We start from the raw sequence: 25,250 nt of genomic DNA, 5'->3' as shown, positions 1-25,250 counted from the left end.
TTATTCCCCTGCCTCTAGTCGATCTACTTTCTGGAAGCCGCGGGGCAACTTGCTGCCGCGGCGGCCGCGCTCGCCGCGATAATAAGCTAAATCGTCAGCTTTTAAGGTTAGCTTGCGCTTACCGGCATGAATCATCAGTGCGTCATTGACGGCTAGCACCACAATGCCAGTGACAAACTCCTCCCGGCGGGCGGCTCGTGGGCCAGGGATATCGAGCATCTTATTGCCTTTACCTTTGGACATTTCCGGTAGTTGATCCAAGGGGAACAGCAACAGCCGACCTTCGTTTGAAACCGAGGCAACCCACAGCTCGTCGCCCTCTGGCACGTCAACCGGCGCCATCACATTGCAGCCTTTGGGCAGGCTAAGTACCGCTTTACCGGCTTTGTTTTTACCGGTGAGCGTATCCAGTCGCGCCACAAAGCCATAACCACCGTCTGTGGCAAGCACAAAGCGTCGCTCCTGTGGCGCAAACATTAGCCCCGCCATTTTCGCTCCGGCGGCAACGTTAGCACGCCCGGTGACCGGCTCACCCTGGCCCCGCGCACTGGGTAGGTTATGCGCAGACAGCGTATAGGCGCGACCGGTGTCATCCAGTAGCACCAGCGGCTGATTGGTTTTACCTTTCGCCGCCAGTTGGAAGCTATCTCCGGCCTTATAGGAGAGCCCCTCAGGGTCGATATCGTGCCCTTTCGCCGCGCGAATCCAACCTTTATCCGAGAGCACCACGGTAATGGGGTCAGCACCCAGCAGCTCTACTTCAGACAGCGCCTTGGACTCTTCGCGCTCGACCAGCGGTGAGCGGCGTTCGTCGCCGTGCTCTTTACCCGCCGCGCGGATCTCTTTTTCAATCAGCGTAGTGAGCTTGGCTTCGCTGCCCAGCAGGCCCTGTAAATATTTGCGCTCTTTTTCCAGCTCATCCTGCTCGCCGCGAATTTTCATCTCTTCGAGTTTGGCAAGATGACGCAGGCGCAGCTCTAAAATGGCTTCCGCTTGGCGCTCCGAGAGGCTAAACGTCGCGATTAGCGAGGCTTTAGGGTCGTCCTCTTCACGAATGATGCGGATCACTTCGTCCAGATCGAGGTAGGCGATCAGCAGGCCTTCCAAGATATGCAGGCGATCCTCAACTTTACCTAGGCGGTGTTCTAAACGGCGGCGTACCGTGCTGCGCCGGAACTGCAGCCATTCGCCCAGCATTTCTGGCAGCGGCATCACCCGTGGGCGGCCGTCCAGACCGATCACGTTCATGTTCACCCGCACGTTCTTTTCCAAGTCGGTGGTGGCGAACAGGTGCGCCATCAACGACTCGACGTCAATGCGGTTGGAGCGCGGCTCAATCACTAAACGGGTTGGCTCTTCGTGAGTCGACTCATCGCGCAGGTCGGCCACCATGGGTAGCTTTTTGGCCTGCATTTGCGCGGCAATCTGCTCAAGCACCTTGGCACCACTCACCTGGTACGGCACCGAAGTGATCACGATATTGGCCTCTTCGCGCTCATAGCGAGCGCGCAGCTTGACCGAGCCACGCCCAGATTCGTAGAGCTTACGCAGGTCCGCAGGCGGGGTAATAATTTCCGCATCGGTAGGAAAATCCGGCGCAGGCACGAATTCCATTAAATCGGCAGTAGTCGCCTTGGGATTGCGCAGCAAATGGCATGTTGCTTCGACGACTTCCGACACATTATGCGGCGGAATATCGGTCGCCATGCCAACCGCAATCCCGGTACCGCCATTAAGCAGTACATGGGGTAACTTGGCCGGCAGTACCAGCGGCTCCTGCATGGTGCCGTCGAAGTTAGGCGCCCAATCGACGGTACCTTGGCCTAGCTCGCCGAGCAGTACTTCAGCAAATTTGGAAAGCTTGGCTTCGGTATAGCGCATGGCAGCGAAGGATTTGGGGTCATCGGGGCTACCCCAGTTGCCTTGGCCGTCTACCAGCGGGTAGCGGTAGCTGAAAGGCTGCGCCATGAGCACCATGGCTTCGTAGCAGGCGCTGTCGCCATGGGGGTGAAATTTACCCAGTACATCACCGACGGTACGCGCCGACTTTTTGTACTTGGCGTTGGCATGCAGCGCCAGCTCGCGCATGGCGTAAATGATTCGCCGCTGCACGGGTTTCATGCCATCGCCGATATTGGGCAAGGCGCGGTCGAGAATGACGTACATCGAGTAGTCGAGGTACGCTTTTTCGGTGTAGTCGCGCAGGGAGAGACGTTCGACGTCGCCCTCCGCTACTTGAATATCCATGGTCATCGGGGGTTATACCTCAATGTCTGCGAGGTTGCCGTAATCTTCCAGCCACTTTTTGCGGTCACCGGCGCGTTTTTTGGCCAGCAGCATGTCCATCATTTCCATGGTGCCGTCACCCTCCGTCAGAGTGAGCTGCACCAGGCGCCGGGTTTCCGTCGACATGGTGGTTTCACGCAGCTGTAGCGGGCTCATTTCACCCAGGCCTTTAAAGCGCTGAACGTTAGGCGTGCCGCGCTTGTTGGCCAATTGCTTGAGAATCGCGGCCTTTTCGCTCTCATCCAGGGCGTAGTGCACTTCTTTGCCCAGATCGATGCGGTAAAGCGGTGGCATCGCTACATAGACATGCCCTGCGTCGACCAAGCTCGGAAAATGGCGCACAAACAGCGCGCACAGCAGCGTAGCGATGTGCAGGCCATCGGAGTCGGCGTCGGCGAGAATACAGATTTTGTGGTAACGCAGTTTTTCTAAATCGGCGCTGCCAGGGTCGGCGCCAATGGCGACCGCGATATCGTGCACCTCTTGGGAGCCGTAGATATCGTGGGTCTCCACCTCCCAGGTATTCAGAATTTTACCGCGTAGCGGCAGAATCGCCTGGGTTTCGCGGTTGCGCGCCTGCTTGGCACTGCCGCCTGCCGAGTCCCCTTCGACCAAAAACAGCTCGCTCTGGGCGGGGTCTTGACCGGAGCAATCTGCCAGCTTACCGGGTAGTGCCGGGCCGGAAGTGACCTTTTTACGGGCCACTTTTTTGGCTTTTTTCTGGCGATTTTGCGCCGCGCTGATCACCAGCTCGGCGATCGCTTCGGCTTGATCCACGTGGTGGTTCAGCCATAGCGAGAAAGCGTCTTTAACAACGCCGGAAACAAAGCCGGCAATCGTACGTGATGACAGCCGCTCTTTAGTTTGCCCGGCAAACTGCGGGTCGAGCATTTTTACCGAGAGCACAAAGGAGGTGCGCTCCCAAAGATCATCGGCGGTGAGCTTAATTCCCCGGGGCAACAGGCTGCGGTATTCACAGAACTCGCGCAGCGCGTCCAGCAACCCGGAACGAAAGCCGTTCACGTGGGTGCCGCCCTGCGGCGTGGGAATCAGGTTAACGTAGCTTTCCAGCAGTGCTTCGCCACCTTCGGGTAGCCACTGGATCGCCCAATCCACGCCGTGCTCATCGTCATTGAAGTGGCCGATAAAAGGCTCCGCCGGCAGCACTTCGTAGCCGTCAGTGGCTTCGACCAGATAATCGCGCAGGCCATCGGCGAACTCCCACTCGGTCGAGGTACCGTCAGGTTCTACCAGCGTGACTTTCAAGCCGGGGCATAGCACCGCTTTGGCACGTAGCAGGTGTTTAAGCCGCGTTAGCGCTAACTTAGGGCTATCGAAGTAGCTCTCATCGGGCCAGAAACGCACCAAAGTACCGCTTGCCCGCTTGGGGGCTTTGCCAATCTCATGCAGCTCTTCGACTTTCTCGCCAAACTCAAAGGCCATGGCATGACGCGCGCCGTCGCGGGTGACTTCTACATCTAACCGACGCGACAGCGCGTTAACCACCGACACCCCCACCCCGTGTAGGCCGCCTGAGAAGCGGTAGCTAGTAGAGGAGAATTTGCCACCCGAGTGCAATTTGGTAAATATCAGTTCAACGCCTGAAACACCATGCTCAGGATGCAGATCAATCGGCATACCCCGGCCGTTATCCTGCACTTCAATCCCACCGTCGCTATGCAGCACGACGTTGATCATGGTGGCGTGGCCCGCTAGCGCTTCATCGACGCTGTTATCTATGACTTCCTGGGCTAAGTGGTTGGGGCGTGTGGTGTCGGTATACATACCGGGACGCTTACGTACCGGCTCGAGGCCCGACAGGACTTCGATGGAACTCGCGCCGTACTGAGAGGCATCAAACTGGGTCATGTAACGTCGGTTCCTGAAAAATAGTTCTGGCAGCCTCGCTGGGCGTTTAGTCAGTTGTTAGAAACAGTTGTTAAAAAAGGGATCGGCAGCTTACTAAAGGGACATAGGATAGCGGAAAACCAAAAAGCTGTATATCTAGCCATGCTTCATGCTTATTGCCAGGGGCGCCGGGGATAGGTCGTAGAGGAGGTCATTTGCCATGGCCGGAAAAAATGATCCCTTCAATTCCGGCATTTCCACCATCCATGGCGGTCAGATGGCAAATGTAGCGCCCAAGGACGGGTTCACAGCGCCTCCTCGTAGACCTGTCGCTGGGTTAGCCCCGGTTCGCTATCTGCTTAATTCACTCATGTTCAGCCGCCCAAAATGCTTCTATCAATCCACGGCTGGAAGCATCCATCCGCGCTAGATCGCCCTCATGGTCGATAATCTTTTGGGTATCGGTGGCAATCTGTTTGCCCAACTCAACTCCCCACTGGTCGAACGGGTTAATATCCCAAATCACCGCTTGAACAAACACCTTGTGCTCGTAAAGCGCGATGAGCGAACCGAGGGTAGCGGGCGTAAGCTGGTCAAGTAGCACCGTCGTTGAAGGCTGATTGCCACGGTAACGCTTGTGCTCTGGCCTCGGGCCGTCATCTTCTAAAGCGTCGTCGCCAAGCATAAGAACGCGGGACTGAGCGAAGCAGTTAGCCAGTGCCAGGCGGTGCTGGGTTTTTAGGTGGCGTCGGGTATCCGGATCTTCCACCTCGTCGTAACGTTTAAGCGGCGCGATAAAATCACACACCACCGGCTGAGTGCCTTGGTGTAGCAATTGGTAAAACGCGTGCTGGGCGTTGGGGCCAAGTTGGCCCCAGAGCACCGGGCAAGTCGAGTAGTTGACCGGTTGACCTTGGCGGGTGACCGACTTGCCGTTGGATTCCATCTCAAGCTGTTCAAGGTAAGCGGCGAAATACTCCAAACGGCCATCGTAGGGCAAAATGGAGTGCGCGCGGATATCTAGAAAATTGACGTTCCAAATCCCCGCCAACGCCAGTAGCACAGGCAGGTTTTCTGCCATATCTGCCTCAGCGAAATGGCGATCCATGGAGTGGGCACCGGCTAAAAACTCGCGGAAATTCGCCATCCCGACCACCAGTGCAATGGGTAAGCCAATGGTGCCCCATAGCGAGTAGCGCCCACCAACCCACTCCCAAAAGGTTAACTGATGATCCTCCGCAATGCCCCACTCGGTCATTTTCTCGGGGCTCGCCGAAACACCAATAAAGTGCTGTCGCACCACTAGCTCAGCGCTAATCGGTGTCGCGCCATGCTGGGTTAAGCGGCCCAATAGCCACTCACGCGCAGTGTTAGCGTTGGAGAGTGTATCAATAGTGGTAAACGACTTGGACGACAGTACAAAGATCGTGGTTTCAGGATTCAACCGGCTTAGATAATCCGCTAACTGCGAGCCATCCATAGTGGAAGCAAAATGCACCTCAACCGGATGAATATCTTTAGGTCGAAAATCTGCTAACGCATGGGTGACCATTAACGGCCCCAGATCTGAACCGCCGACACCTAAATTAACCACATGTCGAATCGGCTTGCCGGTGGCTCCGCGCCACTGCCCTGCGTGCAGCCGGCTGACCAAACGCTCCATTTGGCTAAGGCTTTCGTGCACGGCGGCGACGATATCTTCACCCTCAACCTCAAGCGTTGCATCGGCGGGCAAACGCAACGCCGTGTGTAACGCCGGGCGGTTCTCGCTGACGTTCACTCGCTTGCCATTTAGCAGCGCCTCAATGGCAGAGGGCACCCCGGCTTCGCTGGCCAGTGTAAACAGATGCTCAAGCGTATCGTCATCCCAGCGCTGCTTGGAGAGATCCAGCGTCAAGCCCGCCACCTGGCGAGTAAAGCTTTCCCAACGGGAGGGCTCGGTGCCAAATAGCGTTTTCAAGTGAACGTGCTGCAGTGTTTCAGCATGATGCTTTAACGTCTGCCACGCAGGTAGCGTATCGGGGGTAGCGCTTGATGCTGAGGCCATGAGGCTTCTCCAGTGGCGTCGATCCTTGCAGCGGGGCTTTTTAAGCCGGTTAATAAACTTAAACAGGGCTGTTCTAAGCGAGTCTGCTCTAGACAGGCCTGTTCTAGTCAATTAAGGGCGCGTAAACTAGCACGCCTTTTCCATGATCCCGGCTTGCCCATGAGTAATGCATCTTACCGTGACGCTATCTTTTCGACACCCCTTGACCGAGTAGCGCGGTTCTCTTTCGATGAAAAGGTTGTCGCGTGCTTTCCTGACATGATCCGTCGATCGGTGCCCGGCTACGGACAGATTCTTGGCATGTTGAGCTTAATTGCCCAACGCCATTTGCGTCACGGCGCCCATGTATATGACTTAGGCTGTTCACTGGGTGCCTCCGGTCTTGCTCTGGCAGGGGCGCTGGCGCCAGACGCCTTTCGCTACACGGGCGTTGACCTCTCCCCCGCCATGGTGGCGCAGGCAAGGCAAACCTTTGCTGACGAGTGCCCAGCGTACGCTATGCAGATAGAAGAAGCCGACATTCGTACCCTAGAGTATGCGCCTTCGGGCATGATCATTCTTAATTTCACCCTACAGTTTCTGCCCGCCGCCGACCGCGATGCGCTACTGGCGCGGCTTTATGCAGCGCTGGAACCCGGCGGTGTACTGATCCTCTCTGAAAAAACCGTCGATGCCGACGAACGCGACAACGCTTGGCGGGTTGAGCGCTACCACGATTTTAAGCGCGCCAATGGCTACAGCGATTTAGAGATTAGCCAGAAACGTACCGCTCTTGAGAATGTGCTGGTGCCCGACACGTTGGACGCACTGCACGGGCGTCTAAAGCAGGCAGGCTTCCCCCGTTCGATGACCTGGTTTCAGTATTTAAATTTCGCTTCCATCATTGCCTTTAAGGAGGGGTGAGGTGCCACTACCCGACGACCACCGCGCCCTCTATCAAGCATTTCTGGATCAAGCCGTTCTTGACTCATCGCTCGCTGCTTGGCTGGCAAAGCTTCCCGAGCAGCTAGCCCATGGGCTTGACCGTAACCGCCACGGTGACCTATCTGCGTGGGAAAAAGCCGTCGCCAAACTGCCCGTGCTACCCGCTGATCGGCGCGTGGATTTAAACAGCGACACCGTCACTGTTGATCTCGACCTTAGCGATAGCCAGCAGCGCCAGTGCTTTAACCTGCTAAGAAAGCTCTCCCCCTGGCGTAAAGGTCCCTTTCAACTGGGTGGCATTGATATTGATACCGAATGGCGCTCGGACTGGAAATGGCAGAGAGTGGCGCCACACCTAGCGCCGCTAAAATATCGTAAGGTGCTCGACGTGGGCGGCGGCAGTGGTTACCACGCTTGGCGGATGGCCGGAGCGGGGGCTGCTTTTGTGCTGGTGATCGACCCTTCGCCGCGCTTCTACTGGCAGTTTCAGGCGGTACGACACTTCGTCGGCGATGCCGATGGAGGTAGAACACAGTTTTTACCGGTGGGTATAGAAGATGTACCGGAGAACCTGGGCTTTTTCGATACGGTATTTTCCATGGGCGTGCTCTACCATCGCCCTGCCCCATTGGAACACCTTCAGCAGCTAAAAGCAGCGTTAGCGCCGGGTGGCGAGCTGGTACTGGAAACACTGGTGGTGGAAGGTGATGAACAGACCGTATTTGTGCCCGGCGAACGTTACGCCGCCATGCCCAACGTCTACTTCCTGCCCTCTTCCAAAGCGCTATGCCACTGGCTAGAACGCTGCGGCTTTACCAACGTGCGGGTGGTGGATGAGGCAGTCACCACGCTTGACGAGCAGCGTTCTACGGAGTGGATGGCCTACCAATCGCTGGCCGATTTCCTTGACCCCGAAGACCGTACCCGCACCATCGAAGGCTACCCCGCACCACGGCGTGCGGTCATCATTGCAAATAAACCGGGTTGATCTCTTTTACCTTGAACAGCCGCCAAACCAATCAGGCCTCAAGGGATGTGGGGCTTGCCATCACCACAGGAGAGAACATATGACCATGCCCGATAGTGTCGTTCCAGTGCGCAGCGAACTGGATGCTAGTCAAGGGCCGGTAGTGGTGGAGTTTGGCACAAACTGGTGTGGCTACTGCAAGGTCGCGCAGCCATTGATCAGGGAGATGATTGTTCAGACACCCGGGGTACGCCATGTCCGTGTCGAGGATGGCAAGTCCAAGCGGCTGGGGCGGTCATATCAGGTCAAGCTCTGGCCAACGCTGATCTTTTTGAAGAACGGCCGGGAACAGGCGCGCTGCGTGCGTCCCGAGACGCGCCAGGCGCTGGAAGCCGCGCTTGAGCGTATTCTATAAGGAATGAAGCGTGGTGTGGCACACTCAACCACCATGTTCAAAAAAGGAAAGGACGCCATGTCAGATAACGCAGCGCCGCTCTGGGAGCACAGACTGAACGATTTTCGTGACACCGTGGCCCGCGAGCCGATGCCCGGCTGCGGCGCCGTGGCCGTGGTCAGTGCCAATCTGGGCCTGGCGCTCGTGCTCAAGGGGTTGCATCTGAGCCAGCACCATGACGCCACGGCGCCGCACCAGGCGTTGATCAATGAAGGGGCATCGCTCACGCAGCGCCTGTCGCCGCTGGCCCAGGCGGATGTGACCGCCTTTGAGGCGTTCATGGCTGCCCTCGGCCGCGATGAGGAGGACGAAGGGCGTATTGAGGCCATTCATACGGCGGCCGATACAGCCGTCGAGGTACCGCTGAAAACGGCGCAGCTATGTGATGCGGCGCTGGCACTGGCGCAGCAGGCAGGGGAACACATCGAACAACAGTTTGTCAGCGACGCGCTCGCCGGGGCACGGTTGATTCACGCCGCGCTGCACAGCGTGCTGCTCAACGTGGATGTCAATGCCGGACAGCTCGGCAGTGACGCCGCCCGTGACAGTGCCAGACATACCCGCGATGGGCTTGCGCAGCGCGCCGATGCACTTCTGGCGGCCATCACCGACAGCGCCGCCGAACGCGGCGCCCGGGCCAGGGACTGAATCAGCGTCACGGAGGAGTGAGGGATAGCGCTCTCTACCTTCGCAAAATCACTAGCCAACGGCCCAGGTTCATCACGCTGGCAAGCGAGGCGGCCACGTAGGTAAAAGCGCAGGCGGTAAGGACATGACGGGCGCCAGGCATATCGTAAGGTGGCACGTACTCTTTTAACAGCGGCAGCGCTCGGTTGAAGCTGGCATCAAACTCTACCGGCAAAGTCACCAAATGTACCAACGCCGCGGTGCCAAAGCTGATCACCGCCATGGCAATCACTATCGCTAGGCCACCGGGCAAGCGCGTCAATAGAAAGAGAAAAGGTGCAGCCATCATCAGCAGAGCGCCGAGTTTTTCGGCTTTTTGGGCGACGCCGACTAAGCGGCTACGCGCCAGTAGCGGCGCGTAGCCTTGGTGATGCTGAATAGCGTGTCCTACTTCATGGGCAGCCACAGTGACGGCCGTTAGCGAACGGCCATCGTAATTATCCGGGGAAAGGCGCACACAGCGCGTTTCAGGGTCGTAATGGTCACCGAATTCAGTACGCTCAACGCTCGCGCCCTCAATGCCCAATCGACGCAGTAAGTGATCGGCAAGCTCTGCCCCTGTGCCGGGATAATCGTCACGGCCACGTGTATAGCGCTTGAGTACCCATTTAGCCCAAACATTGGGGAGCACAAAAATGGCCAACGCAATAATGATTAGCACTACAACCATGGCAGCCCCTATCTACATAAAACCGTCAGTAAACGATCGGCGGCAAACGACATTATTCTCAGCTTAGCTTTTTACCATGGGGGCTGACTTGGCAACAGCGTTATGCGGGAGTGCGGTTAAGTAGGATTGTTGCGATGTTCCTCTACCTCGCGCTGAACTGCCGCTAAGCCGTGGGCAGAGATATCGCCCTGGGCGTGGGCGTGTTCGGCGATCAGAACGCTATCCGCAGCGAGCACTAAATCACATTGGGTGCCGACCAGTTCATCGCGCAAACGTTGAATGGCCTGTTCGCGCTTGGGATTTTTATCCACTCGACGAATGTAAATCGCTTTAATCCGATCCGGGTAGGCTTTTACGATCTCGATATACACCTCGGGATCGTGCTGGCCGCTGTCCCCAATCAAAATACACGGCAGATCGTTGTAAAGGGTCAACATCCGATCGATCAGGTCGCGCTTATGTTCTTCTGCACGGCGCGGCCATGGGCGGCGCAAAGAGATGCCCCACTCACGTAAAAAAATAATTGGCCCGACAGGAATGCGGTTGATCTGAAAAAAGGTTTCGAGCATTTCATATATCGCCCAAGGGCCACGGGATACATACAAAATGGGCCGCTCGGCGCGTTCACTAACGCCGCGATGTAAAGCTTGATAAAGCGGCGCAACACCAGGAAAGGCGGTGCGGCGATGAGGTTTTTTAACAAATAAGCGGTAAAGCATTTTGAGCTTTTCCGCCACCCCGGTAAACATCACGGTGTCATCGATATCACTGATCACCAGCAAGTCGGCCTCTGGCGGCGGTACGTAAACCTCTACATGGGTACGTACCGGCGTCTGCCCTGAGCAGTGCACCATAATATCGGCGCGGTGCCAGGAGACATCAATGGGCAGGGTGTGGCTAATCGGCAAATGCACATCGAAATAGCCATCGCGATCCGTACCGACGCAGAGCTGATTTTCGCCGATGTGAATTTCTACCTGCGCATCGGCCAGCCCACGGCGCAAAACTCGTCGGGCAACGTCTGCGGTATCGCGCAGCATGCCATGGCGAGGAATTGCGCGGCCTAAAGCGGCTTGGCGAAATACCCGACCCATGACAAATACTTCATGCTGAGAGCCATAGCCGCGGTAGGGATGAACCACCATCCCGCCGCGGCCACTGTCTCCTTTGATGGGTTTGGCAATAACGTGGACAAGCCTTTTGACAAAGCTTGCCCACTGACGCAATACGCTCATCAAGCGTGTTGACCGGAGTGACGCCCTTCTTGCAGCTCTTCAAGCAACTTGGCGTTAAACGCATCCAAGTCCTTCGGCGTACGACTGGTCACGAGTCCGCTGTCCACGACAACCGGCTCATCGACCCACTCCACGCCTGCATTGCGTAAATCTTGTGCGACGCTGGGTACCGAGGTCATGCGGCGGCCTTCAACCACACTCGCATTAATTAAAATCCACGGCGCGTGACAGATAGCCGCGACAGGCTTGCCTGTTTTGAAAAACGCTTTAACGAAGGTCAAGGCATCGTCGTTGGTGCGCAGTTCATCGGGGTTGAATAAGCCACCTGGCAGTACCAAGGCGTGGTAATCAGACTCACTGGCATCGGCAAGGGCTTTATCAGCTTCATATGTATCGCCCCAGTCGGTTTCTGCCCAGGCGCGAATTCCTTTACCGTCGGGGGTGACCACATGAACCTCAACGCCCTCTTTCTGTAAGGCGGCACGCGGTACGCTCAGCTCAGACTCTTCAAAACCATCTGCGGCTAAAATAGCGACACGTTTACCGTTTAGTGCTTGTTTCATCATGCTCTCCTTTTCGTGATGATAGGCGTTAACAACGCTTCACTAGTGTGGCGCATATTGGATCAGGGTCAAGCCCTCCTGCTGGTGACTCCTTATCGAATAGCACTAGGCGTTATGCACAATCCTTCCTGTCTCAGCGAGATTGTAACCACCTAGCTGTGTTGCCCGCTCGGCAAAACGCGCTTGATGCGCAAACGCCAGCAGCCGCTGTACTGAAGGCTCGAAATAGCTTCGCCGCTGCATAATTAAATCAAACGGCTCCTCGCAGAGTGGAATGAAACCCAGTTGCTGGCGATGGGCGGCGGCTTCCACGCCCAAGCCTACATCCGCCTCGCCCTGACCAATGCTGAGTGCCAAGTCATCTTCACTTAAGGAAGCGTGTGGCGCCCAGTTAAGCGCCGAGCTCTCTATTTCCGCTTGCTGTAGCAAACAGCTCAGCAGCCTTGCTGCTCCCGCGTCGGGTTGGCGATGCGCTACGCGGACATCGGCTCGCTTTAAATCACTCATCCCGCTGATCCTCAGCGGGTTGTCGGCTGGCAATAGCAGCCCCTGGCGACGCTTTGCCCAGTGCACTATCAACAGATCACGCATGCCGCTTAAACCGAGTGCGCCGGGTTCGTTGTAGCGCTGAGTGGAAGCATCCAGCAGATGAATACCCGCCAGCATCGCCTTGCCGTCGAGCAACCGCCGAACGCCGTCACCACTGCCTTGGCAGAGCATCGCCAAATCAGAGCCGCTTTCCCGAATAGCCCACTCAAGCAGCGGGTCCTGACTCCCCGCGACCACTAGCGGTACTGATAAACGCTGCGCCTGATCTCCTTCCAAGTAGTTCAACACCCATAGGTCTATTTGCTGACGGGGAAACAGCAGCTTTCCCGTGACCCGACTACAGGGGATCTGGCCTTGGCGCACCAAGTCATACACCTTGCGCTCTTTTAGGCGCAAGTAGTCGGCGACCTCTGCCGTGGTCAAGTAAGCATGTCGTTCAGACATCGAAAGGAAACCTCACTGGATAAATACAAACGGCAATTTCGTAGTTTAACTGCATATAACTGTATCTATTCCAGCACAGAGTGCATTAAGTCACTTTTCGATACATCATGCCAATTCTCATGCAGCCGTTTACCCACAACAGTTCACATATAAGATGATACCAACGCTCAATGCTGACCAGTGAAAACGCCTTTAGTACCGCCCTTACCCTGATCCTGAGTATGGATAGCGCATTAATCGCCATCGTGATGCTTTCGCTGCAGGTGTCGCTTATGGCGGTGATGATTGCCAGCCTGATAGCCCTGCCCTTAGGTGCCGCTCTGGCGCTATGGCGTTTTCCTGGACGTAACGTCGTTATTGTCGCCCTTAATGCGCTCATGGGCTTGCCGCCAGTGGTCGCAGGGCTTTGCGTCTACCTGCTGCTTTCACGCGCAGGCCCCCTAGGTGAATGGGGGCTGCTGTTCACCCCTACGGCCATGGTGATCGCTCAAGTGATTTTGGTACTACCGATCATCGCCGCCCTTACCCGCCAGCAGGTTGAAGCGCTTCACGGTGAGTATGCCGAGCAGTTGAACTCACTAGGGCTAACGCGCCTACGTATGATCCCCACCTTGCTTTGGGATGCGCGCTTCGGGCTGTTAACAGTAATCCTGGCGGGCTTTGGCCGCGCCAGCGCCGAGGTAGGCGCAGTTATGATTGTGGGTGGCAATATCGATGGTGTCACCCGCGTGATGACCACCAGCATTGTGCTGGAAACCAGCAAGGGCAACCTCCCCATGGCGCTAGGTTTAGGGATCATTCTGCTCGCCCTGGTCACCATGATTAACGCCATTGCCCATATGATCGGCGAAACGGCAAAAAGGCGGTTGGGATGAACGCACATCATACACCCCCCGTCGCCACTCTTGAGCTCGACAGCGTGGGCTTTATCCATCGCGGCCATACGCTGCTTAAGCCGACGTCGCTGCGCCTAGCAGGCTGCCAGCGTACGCTAATTATGGGCCCTAATGGTGCTGGCAAAAGCCTGTTAATGCGCTTGGCCCATGGCCTGTTAACGCCTACTAGCGGCTCTGTTCGCTGGCAAGGTGCCCAGCCAGCGCAAGCCATGGTTTTCCAGCACCCTGTGCTTCTGCGTCGCTCCGCGCTGGATAACCTGACCTATGTGTTAGCGATCAACAAAGCGGCACGACCAAAACTTAAAGCATTACCCCGAAAAGCTCAGGCGATGAGTGCCCTTGAGAAGTTTGGCTTAGCGCACCTCGCCAAACGGCCTGCGCGGGTGCTTTCCGGCGGTGAGCAGCAGCGCTTAGCGCTGGCGCGAGCATGGCTGCTCAATCCCCAAGTGCTGTTTTTAGATGAGCCTACCTCGGCGCTCGACCCCGCCGCGATCAAGGCCGTTGAAGATGCCGTACTGGAGTTTCATCACAGCGGCACGCGCATAGTGATGACCACTCACGACTTGCACCAAGCACGTCGCTTAGCCAACGACGTGGTGTTTTTGCATAACGGCGAATTACTTGAACACTCCCCTGCCAACGACTTCTTTAACGCCCCCACCTCACGCGAGGCGGAGGCGTTTATTCGGGGTGAGCTCGTCTGGTAGTTCTAGAGCACTAAAAAGGAGCAATAACATGAATAGGACCACCGCGTTTATAGCTGCAGGCGCCCTAGGGCTGACCTTCAGCGGTACGCTGATGGCGGCCGATGCTTACATTACCCTGGCCTCAACCACCTCTACCGAGAACTCTGGTTTGTTTGACGCCATCCTCCCCACATTCACTGAAGAAACGGGGATTGATGTGCGCGTGGTCGCCGTGGGCACCGGCCAGGCGTTTGAAATTGGCCGCCGTGGCGATGCGGATAGCCTGCTGGTTCACGACACCGCTGGTGAAGAGCTGTTTGTGGCCGATGGCTACGCCACTGAACGTATCAATGTGATGTACAACGACTTCGTAATTGTAGGCCCAGGCGATGACCCTGCGGGCATTAGCGATAGCGAAACCGTCATTGATGCCATGCAGCGCATTGCAGAGAGCAAGTCCCCCTTCGCCTCACGAGGCGATGACAGCGGCACCAATCGCGCCGAGCTACGTTTATGGGAAGACGCTGGGGTCACGCCACAGGGTGAGTGGTATCGCGAGCTAGGCAGCGGCATGGGGCCCACGCTAAACACCGCGGCAGGTATGGACGCCTATACGTTTACCGACCGCGCCACTTGGGTCGCCTTTGACAATCCGCAAGACTTAACCCTGCTGTTTGAAGGCGATGAGTCACTTTTTAATCAGTATGGCAGCCTACTGCTCTCGGCAAAGCGTCACCCGCACTTAAAGCATGATCTCGCCGCCCAGTGGCACGAGTGGCTGGTTTCTGAACAGGGGCAGCAAGCGATTGCGGATTTTGAGGTAGATGGCCAGCAGCTGTTTTTCCCTAACGCTGAGTAAATCTAATCACCTACCGTCATTGCGAGGAGCTTGCGACGAAGCAATCTCATTCCGGCGGTGGCACTAACTCTGAGATTGCCGCGCTGCGCTCATAATGACAAAAGCGAGATTGCCGCGTCGCTTCGCTCCTCGCAATGACATAAGGAAAGCTCCTCGCGCCGAGATGAGGCGGCACGTGACCAAAGTTTATGCCGGTTAGCGGTTAAATAAGCCGCTGATATCTTTCGCTTCCCAGTGAGGGAAATGCTTACGCACCAAGGCATTCAGATCGCGCTCAAATGCCGCCCAATCGGTGGTACTTGAAACACTGCCTGGAGCGCTTGCCGTGCCGCGGATCATACCGGCGCCTACGGTCACGTTGGTCAACCGATCAATGATGATAAAGCTGCCGGTGCCCGGGCTGGTGCGATAATCATCCACCGGAATAGCGGCGGTCAGTTCCACGTCACAGCGGGCAATCGCATTTAGACCCAGCGAGTGAGTGGCATGCTTCTCTAGGGTATTGACGTCTATCTGGTAATCAATTGCACTGACCTGACCGGAAAGATCGCGGGTTGCCAGTTTGAAATCGTAGAGCTTACCCGGCGTTAACGCCTCTTCCTGCATCCAGACAATATCGGCTTTAAAGGTGTTGGAGAGCGGCAGTTCGCTATCCGCTGCCACCAGCCAGTCGCCACGGGAGATATCGATCTCATCTTCCAGAGTCACAGTGATCGCCTGGCCTGGATAAGCTGCCGCAAGGTCTCCATCAAAGGTGACAACCCGTGCAACCCGCGAGGTTTTACCCGAGGGGAGTGCCTTAACGGCTTGACCTGGGCGTAATACACCCGCGGCTAAGGTGCCGCAATAACCGCGGAAGTCCAGGTTCGGACGATTCACGTACTGAACCGGCAAACGCAGATCGCTGAGGTTCTGATCGCGTGTAATCTCGACACTTTCCAACAGTTCAATCAGCGTTTGCCCCTGGTAGCCGTCGCTAAAGTACCAGGGCGTTTGTTCGCTACGGTTGACCACGTTGTCGCCATTCAGCGCCGACATCGGCACAAAGCGAATATCCGGCGCTTGCAGGTTAGTGGCAAAGGCGCGGTACTCATCGACTATCTCGTTAAAGCGCTGCTCGGAGAAGCCCACCAAATCCATCTTATTGACCGCAATCACCAGGTGCTGAATACCCAGCAGGTCGGCAATAAAGCTATGGCGGCGGGTCTGAGTCTGCACGCCGTAGCGGGCATCGATCAGGATAATCGCCAGGCTGGCGGTTGAAGCGCCCGTGGCCATATTGCGGGTGTACTGCTCGTGCCCAGGCGTATCGGCGATAATAAACTTGCGCTTATCGGTAGAGAAAAAGCGGTACGCCACATCAATGGTAATACCCTGCTCACGCTCTGACTGCAGGCCATCCACCAACAGCGCCAGATCAACCGTATCACCGGTGGTCCCGCTGGTTTTAGAGGCTTGCGTAATCGCCGCCAACTGATCTTCAAAGATCATTTTCGAGTCGTGAAGCAGACGGCCAATCAGCGTCGATTTACCGTCGTCGACGCTGCCGCAGGTAATAAAACGCAGCAGGTCTTTGTTTTCATGCTCGTGAAGGTACTGCTCAATATTGTCGGCGATTAAATTAGATTGGTGAGACATTTTAGAAGTACCCCTCGCGCTTTTTCTTCTCCATCGAACCCACCTGATCGCGATCGATAGCGCGGCCACTGCGCTCACTGGTTCGGGTTAGCAGCATCTCTTGAATAATTTCCGGAAGCGTCGCAGCTTCGGATTCCACCGCGCCGGTTAGGGGGTAGCAGCCAAGCGTTCTAAACCGCACCGACTTCATTTCCGGCACCTCGCCAGGCGCTAACGGCATGCGGTCGTCATCCACCATAACTTGCATACCGTCGCGCTCGACTATGGGCCGCTTGGCCGAGTAGTAGAGCGGCACGATAGGAATCGACTCTAAGTAGATGTACTGCCAGATATCCAGCTCGGTCCAGTTAGAAAGCGGGAACACGCGGATCGATTCGCCTTTATTGACCTTGGCGTTATATACGTTCCAAAGCTCAGGACGCTGGTTTTTAGGATCCCAACGGTGATACTTATCGCGGAACGAGTAGACGCGCTCTTTGGCACGCGAGGCTTCTTCATCACGACGAGCGCCACCAAAGGCCGCATCAAACCCATACTTATCCAGCGCCTGCTTGAGCGCCTGGGTTTTCATGATATCGGTGTATTTGGCGCTGCCGTGATCGAACGGGTTGATATTGGCTGCCCGACCCTCTTCGTTGGTGTGCACGATCAGCTCCATACCCGCCTCTTCAGCCATGCGGTTGCGGAACTCGATCATTTCGCGAAACTTCCACGTGGTGTCCACGTGCATCAGCGGGAATGGCGGTGTACCGGGGTAAAATGCTTTGCGCGCCAGATGCAGCATTACCGACGAGTCTTTACCAATGGAGTACATCATCACCGGGTTGGCGAACTCGGCGGCGACTTCACGAATAATATGGATAGACTCGGCTTCTAATTGCTTGAGGTGGGTCAAGCGCGCGGCATCAGGGGCATTAAAAGCCTCCTGCTGTGGCGCGGAAGAGCGTGTCGCTGAAGACCGCTCCTTTGCAGAAATAGTAGACAATTGGGTCATGGCCCCTTACCTCACAAGAACAAGCTCGTCACACAAGCTAAAATCAGAGTACGTTATAAATAAATGTACGTTCGAATGTGGGTAGGGTAACGCCGAGTTGATAATAACCCAAAAGAATTAATAACTATCTTTTTATTCCTTAATCACCTATCGAAGGCTAATAATGTGATAGGTCCATCAATCAATGCGCTCAATCCAGCTCTGCCACTCGCTTTCCTGGGTATCGCCCCTCGCCAAATCGATAATGCGATAGCCAGGGCGGGAAGCTTCATCGATGGCGAACTGCTCGGCACCGGGCAGAAACTGATCGGCCATCGCCGGACAGCCATAAACATCAATAGTCGCTTCGCCTATGCGGCGGTGCTCGGCGTAGGCTTGGTGCGCATGTCCAAATAGGATGATCTTGACGTACGGGTGTTGGCTAAGCAGTTCCCAAAACGCTTCGCGATCTTGTAGGCCAATAGCATCCATCCACACCGCGCCTACGTCAACTGGCGGGTGGTGCATGGCAATCAGCGTGGGGCGGTCGTCGTTCTCTAACTGTTCAGCGAGCTTAGCTAGCCGCTCGCTTCCCAACTCCCCAAAAGGTTTGCCCTCTACTTGGGTATTGAGCAGCAGTATGCGCCACGAACCCAAGTCCACTTGATCGACCATCGGACGCTCGGCAGCCATGAATTCGGGTTGATCGTGATTGCCCGGCAACCAGTACCAGGGGCAAGACAACTGCTCCAGCGCCTCCACCGCCAACTCATAGGAAGCAGCTGACTCGTCCTGGCTCACATCACCGGTAAACAGCACGATATCAGGCTTTTCGGCGACAACGGCACTCAACACCTGCTGAAACTGCCGCCAGGGTATGCCCGCCCGGGAACGCGCTTCGATATCCGCATAGAGATGGGCGTCGGTAATTTGAACCACACGCATTAGGGTATCTCCGGCACGTCAACCGTGTGACCGTGTGCAAGGCCGTGAGCCAGCCACTCGCCCAAGAAGCGGTTGAGTTGAAGCTTCTCATCCGGCTGATGCATCCGGGCATTGGGATAGCGGTAGCGGCCACTAAAGTGACGCTCGCGCTGAAAGTCGGTCACTTCCGCCATGCGCACATCGTGATAGAGGTGTACGCGCATACGCGGCCCTTCCAAAACGGTATCTAGCGGGCCAGTCTGAGACACATTCACCATGGTGGTATAAGGCGCCTGCTCTTGAATATAGAGATGCAGATCACCGAAATGCTGTTTATCGCCGCGCAGGGCAATATCACGACGCTGGCCGGCCTCCATATCGCCCACCAGGCGCACCAAACGTAAATAGTTGGCGCTGCACTCCCCTTGGAGCGATTTTAAATCGGTGACATAGGCCGTTCTCGCCATGTTCACTCCTCGTTGGTTTCGCTTTGCGTCAGCGCGCGCTGAGAAGCGGCACGCAGTGAGGCTCGCTGGCTATTAAGCCAATGTAAACCAATTAAACACATGGCGTTGTCGAGTCGCCCTTGCTCTAAGAGTTCCCAAGCGTTCGCAAAAGGCATGACGTGAACACGAATATCTTCATGCTCTTCATCTAGGCCATGAATCCCACCTAATCCATGGGTATCTACCAAACCACAAAATAGTGTCACTTGCTCGTTGCAGGCGCCAGGACTGGGATAATAAGTGTGAAGTTTGGTCAGTTGGGCCACTTTACAACCGGCCTCCTCCCACGCCTCGCGACGCGCCACATCTTCCAGCGATTCGTCTTTTTCGGCTAAACCAGCCACGAGTTCGAGCTTCCAGGGAGAGACGGCGTCATCAATGGCACCGGCACGAAACTGCTCAATGAGCACCAATGAGTCGCGCTCGGGGTCGTAGAGCAGTACACCCACCGCATCAAAGCGGTTATGTACTTCGCGACGCATCGATTCGCTCCAACCACCTTCAAATAGCCGGTGGCGAAGCTCTAAGGCTTCCAGGCGGAAAAACCCCTGGTGTAGCGTCTCCCGCTTAATCAGCTCAACATCATTGCGCTTTAAGTCTGGAACGCTAAGAGCCGTGTTTTTAAAAGGAGAGCGCTGAATAGAAGGATTCTGAACAGAATCGTGCTTGGAGTTGGACGCCATGGGGCACTCCCGGTGGTGATAATCGATCTATTATCAATGCTTGCCACCGGGAATGCCAATTCAGCGGGTGGATTACAGCTGATTAAGCAACGCCTCGGCATCACGGCGTAGCGCTTCATCGGAGACTTGTCGATTATCGCGAGCGGTGCCGTTAACCGCACGCTGGGCGTGCTCGCGAGCGGCCTGCTCATTGCCCTCTTCTTTCAAAAAGGCGGCATAGTAGTAGTTCACATCGATGCCGTCTGGGCGGATCTCCAAGGCACGCTGGAACATGCGTTCAGCGGTATCGCTATTGCCAAAACCGAGTGGTCGACCCGGAGCGCGATCATAAAGCGCACCGAGTGTGACGTAGGCGGAACCATTCAACCCCTGAGGATCTATTTCAATCGCCTTTTCTAACACGTCACGCGCATCACCTGCGGTTCCTAATGCGCCTAAACCGCCTCGCTCACGGGCATAAGAAGCCAGCACAATTCCCTGCCAAACCAGTACGTCAGCTTCATCGCTGTTCTGCTCGGCCAACTGCTCAGCTTCACCTGCCAACGCCTTTAACGTGCTCTCCCGCTCGTTGGTGGGGAGTTCCGTAACGGTATGCTCCCACCTGTTTTTAAGCGAGAAGAGCTCGCCTTCAAAGGCAGAAGCGGCTAGCGGAGACAGCATCATCGCGCTGCCAATAGCGGCGGCGATTGCTGAACGTGAAAAAGAGTTGCGTAAAAAAGAGTGCGTTCGCATACATGCTCCTAACATTATTGTTGTCCTGGTTAGACCTACCAATAGCGGGCCTCTCGCTCAATATAGCAAAAAATGTAACAAACGTTTGAATGATTCGCCAGTAGTATGTGCTTGGTATGCTTCGCGCAATTAACGTAAGGTAGATAGCTCGAAACACAATGGGGAATAGGTAATGAAAGGCCGCAACATGACCCGCTGGCGCGATCCAGCCAAAGATCCGCGTCAAGCCCCTAAGAGCAACCTGATTACCCCAGAAGGGGCGGCTCGCTTGCGCGCTATTTTGGATCACCTGTCGAGGGTTAAACGTCCCGCTATTTCTGAGAAGGTTGGCGAAGCGGCCGCCCAAGGCGACCGCAGTGAAAATGCCGATTACACCTATAACAAGAAAGAGTTAAACCGCGTTATTGCCCGGATTACTTACCTGACGAAACGCTTGGACGAACTGCAAATCGTTGACCGCCTGCCAGCCGATACCAGCAAGGTGTTTTTTGGCGCCTATGTAAGCCTGGAAGATGAAAATGGCGCTCAAGTGCATCTCAGGATCGTTGGCCACGATGAAATCGACACTAAAAAGCGCTGGATCAGTATCGATGCACCCATGGCCAAAGCGCTGCTCAGCAAACAGGTGGGGGATGAAGCCAAAGTGCTGACGCCTAACGGTGATACGTTTTATACCATCACCGCCATTGACTACACTGGCTGACCCCTGCGCGATTAACGCCGCCTAGCGCTGTGATTTAATCGCGCCGTAAACCTTGAAGCGACGATTATCCGCCAGGGTCTGAAAGTCCTGAAACGCCCGCTGCAAGTGATCTGGGTAGGGCAAAAAGCCATTTGCCACCAGGATTAATCGCCCGCCCGTATTGAGATGTTTCGGCGCTGCGCTGATTAAACGCTGACTGGGGCCATAGCTAATGTCGCGCTCTTTATGGAAAGGCGGGTTGCTAACAATACAGTCAAACTGCTCGCCTTCAAGCACGCTGTACACATCACTGCAAAGCACCCGCCCCTCTAGCCCATTCGCCGCTAAGGTGCGCTTACACGCCTCTACCGCAAAGGCACTGACGTCCACGGCGGTCACATGGTGGCCACGCTGGGCTAGCCAGGCGCTAATGATGCCGTCGCCACAGCCCATATCCAGAACCTTGAGTGGTTTTTTCGGCAAGCTATTCTCAATGCTCTCCAACAGTAACAACGTGCCTTCGTCGACTTTGCCGTGACCAAAAACACCCGGGTGACTGACCAGCGTTAATCCTGCTGTCTCGAATTGCTGCCACGCGCTATCGCTAGCCCCGTTCCCACTGACTAAGTCTAACGCAACGGTCTGGGTAGCAAACAGTGAGCAGCGCCGGGCGTTATCGCGTTTGTCCCAAGGCATGCCCAGCTCTTCCAGCATCTTGGGAACGCGTTTAATTCCGCCTTGATGCTCACCGACAATTTCAATGGGTGTCCCTTCGGGTAGCTGCTCGCATAACCACTTGAGCCACCAAATACCTAACTGATGTGCCTTCGGCCAGAACAGCACAATCTCTTTACCGAATGGCTCGCCCGCCGCTAAGTCAAAAGGCGTTCGGGCCTGCTTGCCTTTCGCCTGCCACTCACCCAGTACGTCAAAATCACCACTAATCACACCCGTCGATTGCTCAATAAGCCAGCTATCAACTGGCGGGCCAACGACCCACAGCGCTGTGTAGTTATCTTTTTGGCGCTCTAACAGCTGGCACGCTGGGGCTTGGGAACTCATTCAGGCGTCTCCGGTTTAGTAAGGGTGTACAGCAGGTAGCGGCCTAGCCGCCAGTGGGGGTCATGGCGACAGTACTGTTTTTCCAGCGCCAACAGCGTTTCAGCTTCTTCTGGCGTGGCAGGTGGTTGGCGCAAGTAATCTTGAAAGACGCGAATACCCGCGACTGCGTCTATCATTAAGCCGTTATCCGCACTCCACTGCTCAATCTCGGCGTGACTAACGGGCGAAATAGGCGTCAATCGCTGGCGCTTGCCCTTCCCCGCTAAGCGGTCGCTCAATGCCTTCTCAAGATTGCCTTTGACCGCGTTAGAAAAGCGCAGTGCATCGCGGTTAAACACCATCAAACTAAGTTGGCCACCCGGTGCTAATAAATTACTCAAGGTGGACAGCGCCGCTTGCGGGTCACCTAACCATTCCAACACTGCATGGCAGGTAATGAGAGGCCACGGGCCTGGAGCATGCTGCGTTAACAGTTGCAGTGGCGCCTGCAGATACGTAATGGCATCTTCCGGTAACGATTTAACGTCCCGGTGCCAGGTTTTTGCGTAGTTCAACATATCCGCTGAGGGCTCAGTCATCGATACGCAGTGCCCCCGTTCAGCGAACCATGCCGCCTGCTGGCCCAGGCCACCGCCCACGTCCAGCACTCGCTGCCCCTCTAGACTCAACATTTCAGGGAGCAGATAGTCGAGCATGGCTAGGCGCAGCTCACCCCGGGGCGCCTGATAGAGCGAACGGGAGAACTTCTCTGCCAAGCCGTCAAAATAGCGATCGCCAGCCTGGGTCAATTCATAGCTGTTCGATTGAGAATTGATTGATTGAGGGTTTGAGGGCATGCCGCGGGCATCGCTGTAAAAGGAAACGCGCAGTTTACCTGATTCTTGCTGCTCAACCGAATGGCATTCCTGCTCGCATCAAATATCAACAAAAATTATCAAATGACTACAAATGACACTTAAAATAAATATAAATAGGTTTGCAAATTGACGCAAAATAATAGCTAATCTACCCAGGATTAGACGTCCTTCCATGCCGGGAATGATCAATAAAATCAAAACAATACAGTCTAGTCAAACTTATATAAGCCATAACATTATAATAACGGTGGATTTGATATGATTATCGATACAGTTAGCCAAAATACCACTGGGCAAATAATAAGATCTTTGCTAAAAAAAGAGCATACTATTTCCATTTTTTCTAAAGAAGCGGCCTATGCCATTGAGGCGAAGGCTATTAAGATGGAATTGGACAGCGGTAAAATAACGTTAGCTATACACTACACGGGCAGCTCGCTTTCTCCTTATTTACAAAACGATACTATTTGCTTTGACATAGAAGCCTCCCACTCTACGCCGGGCATTGAAGAAGAAATCTATAATATTGAACAAGTACCTGCGCACGTCATTAAAATAGATGCCTGCACTTACCATTTAGAGTGCCAACTGCCTAGCTCTATCTTTTCCTCCGATAATCGAAGAGCTTTGCGTGTGCCTTTTATTCTCGGCATGCATGCTCGCGTGCACTTGGAAGTTTTTGCCCATGAACTCAACGTGGAAGGTAAAGTGCGCAACCTTTCAGTAGGCGGTTGCATGGTGTATGTCAGACTGGAAGATAGCATGGCTCTTACCGTTAATCAGGTGCTGCCAGAGGTAACACTCGAGTTTCCAAACGGAGAAGCGTTTAACACTCAAGGGCGTATTTGTCATATGCGCCCTTTTGGCAGCCACGACTATGCGGCTATCGGTATTGAGTTCATTAATATGACAGCCACGATGACCGAGACACTTTTCCATTATGTATCGGAATCTGAGTTCGAAGCTGCTTTTCGCTCGGGCGTACAGGATAGTTCCTCTCGAGCTAAATCACGGCTTTTTATAGCGGATGCGAAAGAGAAGAAAATGCAGCAAAAAGAAGAGCGTGATCAAACTAAAAACACCCAACGATCCCCACTGTTACGCGGTGTACTCGAAGTCGCTCACCAGCTTCAAGTCATGTTAATGTTTACCAAAAACAAAGACTTATTCCCAGAAGAGAGTCTCTATGAGTGTGTGGACAGCCTTCTTTACATGGTCAACCAAGACCGAAAGGGTCTTCAGTATGCGCTGGCTTTTTTGCATGATGAACCCGAGTGGGTTCGCCATGCCATACAAGTGAGTAGCCAGCTAGCAATGATCCTAATCAGTCGAGACCCCTACGCCTCACAGACACGGGAAGCGGTGGCAGGTGCCCTACTGCACACTATGGGTAAACCATTGCTAATTAGCGAACAGCTTCCCTCACTTAAAATTCGCATGTCTCCATCGCAAGCCGAGCTACTTAAAGAGCATGTTGTTGCACTGAACAACAGATTAACTACATTGGGCTGGACCGCCAGCCCAGCCTGCCATGATATTATCCTCAATGCCAACGAACGGCTTGATGGCAGCGGCTATCCAGAAGGAAAGCAGGCAACAGAGTTATCCGAACACGTTAGACTAATCAGCGTTATTAAAATAATCAATAAATTAACCCATGAGCGAAATGGTCAACAACCGCGGCAACCTCTTGATGCTTACCGCTGGGTTAACGACTGCCCGACTATTTATGAAAAGTCCTTGCTCGTAGAATACATTCAACACTTTGGTTTATACCCTATTGGTAGTTTAGCCAAATTCTCAAGCGGTTTTTTAGCATGGATAATGGATGTAGACGCAAAAGGAATGCCGTGTAAAGTCAATGTCATTAAAAATCTTTCCTTCAAGGATACGTCTATAGACACTGTTCTTGAAAATAGTGACTTTACTCAAATTGGGCGCCTTGAGGGTACGGTAAACCCCACCGATTACAATATCCATATGGTTAATCACGCTTAACGTGAACCATGGCTTTTGGCCCAACAAAAGCCCAAAATTGAGCTGTTCTAATTCCGCTAATTACAATGTAGCGGAAGACG

24 protein-coding genes are annotated in these 25,250 nt (G+C 54.9%); 9 read left to right on the top strand and 15 right to left on the bottom strand.

The window, feature by feature from the left end; genetic code table 11:
- From parC to pgi, 3 genes are all read right to left on the bottom strand, one after another.
- Nucleotides 1–2,253 carry a DNA topoisomerase IV subunit A gene (gene parC / locus QHL1GM_RS00700; RefSeq protein WP_071692757.1) on the bottom strand — a complete coding sequence of 751 codons (2,253 nt, stop codon included), beginning with the start codon at nt 2,251–2,253 and terminating at the stop codon, nt 1–3.
- 6 nt (nt 2,254–2,259) lie between these two features.
- Complete coding sequence (gene parE / locus QHL1GM_RS00695) at nt 2,260–4,155, bottom strand: DNA topoisomerase IV subunit B (RefSeq protein ID WP_071692756.1); 1,896 nt, start codon at nt 4,153–4,155, stop codon at nt 2,260–2,262.
- Nucleotides 4,156–4,498: 343 nt separating this feature from the next.
- Nucleotides 4,499–6,181: a glucose-6-phosphate isomerase gene (gene pgi / locus QHL1GM_RS00690; RefSeq protein ID WP_071692755.1), complete on the bottom strand. Its 1,683-nt coding sequence runs from the start codon at nt 6,179–6,181 to the stop codon at nt 4,499–4,501.
- Between the two features lie 159 nt (nt 6,182–6,340).
- Here pgi and cmoA point away from each other — a divergent pair, with 159 nt between their 5' ends.
- The 4 genes from cmoA (at nt 6,341) to QHL1GM_RS00670 (ending at nt 9,174) form a co-directional block, all read left to right on the top strand.
- Nucleotides 6,341–7,084 (top strand): carboxy-S-adenosyl-L-methionine synthase CmoA, encoded by a 744-nt coding sequence (gene cmoA / locus QHL1GM_RS00685; protein ID WP_071692754.1) that lies wholly within the window; start codon nt 6,341–6,343, stop codon nt 7,082–7,084.
- Between the two features lies 1 nt (nt 7,085).
- A complete protein-coding gene (gene cmoB / locus QHL1GM_RS00680) occupies nt 7,086–8,093 on the top strand; it encodes a tRNA 5-methoxyuridine(34)/uridine 5-oxyacetic acid(34) synthase CmoB (protein WP_071692753.1) in 1,008 nt (335 codons plus the stop codon).
- 79 nt (nt 8,094–8,172) lie between these two features.
- Nucleotides 8,173–8,487: a thioredoxin family protein gene (locus QHL1GM_RS00675; protein WP_071692752.1), complete on the top strand. Its 315-nt coding sequence runs from the start codon at nt 8,173–8,175 to the stop codon at nt 8,485–8,487.
- Between the two features lie 57 nt (nt 8,488–8,544).
- A complete protein-coding gene (locus QHL1GM_RS00670) occupies nt 8,545–9,174 on the top strand; it encodes a cyclodeaminase/cyclohydrolase family protein (RefSeq protein ID WP_071692751.1) in 630 nt (209 codons plus the stop codon).
- A 34-nt stretch (nt 9,175–9,208) separates the two neighbouring features.
- Here the strand turns inward: QHL1GM_RS00670 and QHL1GM_RS00665 are convergent, their stop codons facing one another.
- The 4 genes from QHL1GM_RS00665 to QHL1GM_RS00650 form a co-directional block, all read right to left on the bottom strand.
- Nucleotides 9,209–9,883: a zinc metallopeptidase gene (locus QHL1GM_RS00665; RefSeq protein WP_071692750.1), complete on the bottom strand. Its 675-nt coding sequence runs from the start codon at nt 9,881–9,883 to the stop codon at nt 9,209–9,211.
- A gap of 116 nt (nt 9,884–9,999) precedes the next feature.
- Nucleotides 10,000–11,118 (bottom strand): App1 family protein, encoded by a 1,119-nt coding sequence (locus QHL1GM_RS00660; RefSeq protein WP_071692749.1) that lies wholly within the window; start codon nt 11,116–11,118, stop codon nt 10,000–10,002.
- Nucleotides 11,118–11,681: a type 1 glutamine amidotransferase domain-containing protein gene (locus QHL1GM_RS00655; RefSeq protein WP_071692748.1), complete on the bottom strand. Its 564-nt coding sequence runs from the start codon at nt 11,679–11,681 to the stop codon at nt 11,118–11,120. Before QHL1GM_RS00655 ends, QHL1GM_RS00660 begins: the two co-directional genes overlap by 1 nt.
- 105 nt (nt 11,682–11,786) lie before the next feature.
- Nucleotides 11,787–12,674 (bottom strand): helix-turn-helix transcriptional regulator, encoded by an 888-nt coding sequence (locus tag QHL1GM_RS00650; RefSeq protein WP_071692747.1) that lies wholly within the window; start codon nt 12,672–12,674, stop codon nt 11,787–11,789.
- 170 nt (nt 12,675–12,844) lie between these two features.
- Between QHL1GM_RS00650 and QHL1GM_RS00645 the strand changes: the two genes are divergently transcribed.
- Genes QHL1GM_RS00645 through QHL1GM_RS00635 form a run of 3 tightly spaced genes read left to right on the top strand, consistent with a single transcriptional unit; the run spans nt 12,845 to nt 15,115 of the window.
- Nucleotides 12,845–13,549 (top strand): ABC transporter permease, encoded by a 705-nt coding sequence (locus QHL1GM_RS00645; RefSeq protein WP_071692746.1) that lies wholly within the window; start codon nt 12,845–12,847, stop codon nt 13,547–13,549.
- Nucleotides 13,546–14,277 (top strand): ATP-binding cassette domain-containing protein, encoded by a 732-nt coding sequence (locus tag QHL1GM_RS00640; protein ID WP_071692745.1) that lies wholly within the window; start codon nt 13,546–13,548, stop codon nt 14,275–14,277. The genes QHL1GM_RS00645 and QHL1GM_RS00640 overlap by 4 nt, the downstream gene beginning before the upstream one ends.
- A 28-nt stretch (nt 14,278–14,305) precedes the next feature.
- Nucleotides 14,306–15,115, top strand: coding sequence for a substrate-binding domain-containing protein (locus QHL1GM_RS00635; protein WP_071692744.1), 810 nt, complete (start codon nt 14,306–14,308; stop codon nt 15,113–15,115).
- A 195-nt stretch (nt 15,116–15,310) separates the two neighbouring features.
- On the opposite strand, the gene cysN is transcribed toward QHL1GM_RS00635, so the two are convergent.
- From cysN to QHL1GM_RS00605, 6 genes are all read right to left on the bottom strand, one after another.
- On the bottom strand, nt 15,311–16,753 hold the full coding sequence (cysN, locus tag QHL1GM_RS00630) for a sulfate adenylyltransferase subunit CysN (protein WP_071692743.1): 1,443 nt from the start codon (nt 16,751–16,753) through the stop codon (nt 15,311–15,313).
- A gap of 1 nt (nt 16,754) precedes the next feature.
- Complete coding sequence (gene cysD, locus QHL1GM_RS00625; protein WP_071692742.1) at nt 16,755–17,747, bottom strand: sulfate adenylyltransferase subunit CysD; 993 nt, start codon at nt 17,745–17,747, stop codon at nt 16,755–16,757.
- Between the two features lie 177 nt (nt 17,748–17,924).
- The gene (locus QHL1GM_RS00620; protein WP_071692741.1) at nt 17,925–18,671 is read right to left on the bottom strand and encodes a phosphodiesterase; all 747 of its coding nucleotides are present in this window, start codon (nt 18,669–18,671) and stop codon (nt 17,925–17,927) included.
- Nucleotides 18,671–19,117, bottom strand: coding sequence for a DUF1249 domain-containing protein (locus QHL1GM_RS00615; RefSeq protein ID WP_071692740.1), 447 nt, complete (start codon nt 19,115–19,117; stop codon nt 18,671–18,673). The genes QHL1GM_RS00620 and QHL1GM_RS00615 overlap by 1 nt, the downstream gene beginning before the upstream one ends.
- 2 nt (nt 19,118–19,119) lie before the next feature.
- Nucleotides 19,120–19,839 (bottom strand): NUDIX domain-containing protein, encoded by a 720-nt coding sequence (locus QHL1GM_RS00610; protein WP_071692739.1) that lies wholly within the window; start codon nt 19,837–19,839, stop codon nt 19,120–19,122.
- 72 nt (nt 19,840–19,911) lie between these two features.
- Nucleotides 19,912–20,571, bottom strand: a complete 660-nt coding sequence (locus tag QHL1GM_RS00605; protein WP_071692738.1) for a TRAP transporter TatT component family protein — start codon at nt 20,569–20,571, stop codon at nt 19,912–19,914.
- A 172-nt stretch (nt 20,572–20,743) separates the two neighbouring features.
- Between QHL1GM_RS00605 and greB the strand changes: the two genes are divergently transcribed.
- Nucleotides 20,744–21,274 (top strand): transcription elongation factor GreB, encoded by a 531-nt coding sequence (gene greB, locus QHL1GM_RS00600; protein WP_083570937.1) that lies wholly within the window; start codon nt 20,744–20,746, stop codon nt 21,272–21,274.
- Nucleotides 21,275–21,295: 21 nt separating this feature from the next.
- Here greB and QHL1GM_RS00595 read toward each other — a convergent pair whose 3' ends face one another.
- On the bottom strand, nt 21,296–22,315 hold the full coding sequence (locus tag QHL1GM_RS00595) for a methyltransferase (RefSeq protein ID WP_071692737.1): 1,020 nt from the start codon (nt 22,313–22,315) through the stop codon (nt 21,296–21,298).
- On the bottom strand, nt 22,312–23,151 hold the full coding sequence (locus QHL1GM_RS00590) for a methyltransferase domain-containing protein (RefSeq protein ID WP_071692736.1): 840 nt from the start codon (nt 23,149–23,151) through the stop codon (nt 22,312–22,314). The genes QHL1GM_RS00595 and QHL1GM_RS00590 overlap by 4 nt, the downstream gene beginning before the upstream one ends.
- 279 nt (nt 23,152–23,430) lie before the next feature.
- Between QHL1GM_RS00590 and QHL1GM_RS00585 the strand changes: the two genes are divergently transcribed.
- Entirely contained in the window at nt 23,431–25,170 is a 1,740-nt protein-coding gene (locus QHL1GM_RS00585) for an HD domain-containing phosphohydrolase (RefSeq protein WP_071692735.1), read from the top strand.
- The last annotated feature ends 80 nt before the right edge of the window (nt 25,171–25,250 follow it).

Origin of the sequence: Halomonas sp. QHL1 (genome assembly GCF_001882345.1) — a bacterium.
In the GTDB taxonomy this organism is placed as follows: domain Bacteria; phylum Pseudomonadota; class Gammaproteobacteria; order Pseudomonadales; family Halomonadaceae; genus Vreelandella.
The sequence above is the reverse complement of the archived record's forward strand: the minus strand, read 5'-3'. Positions and strand labels throughout refer to the sequence as shown.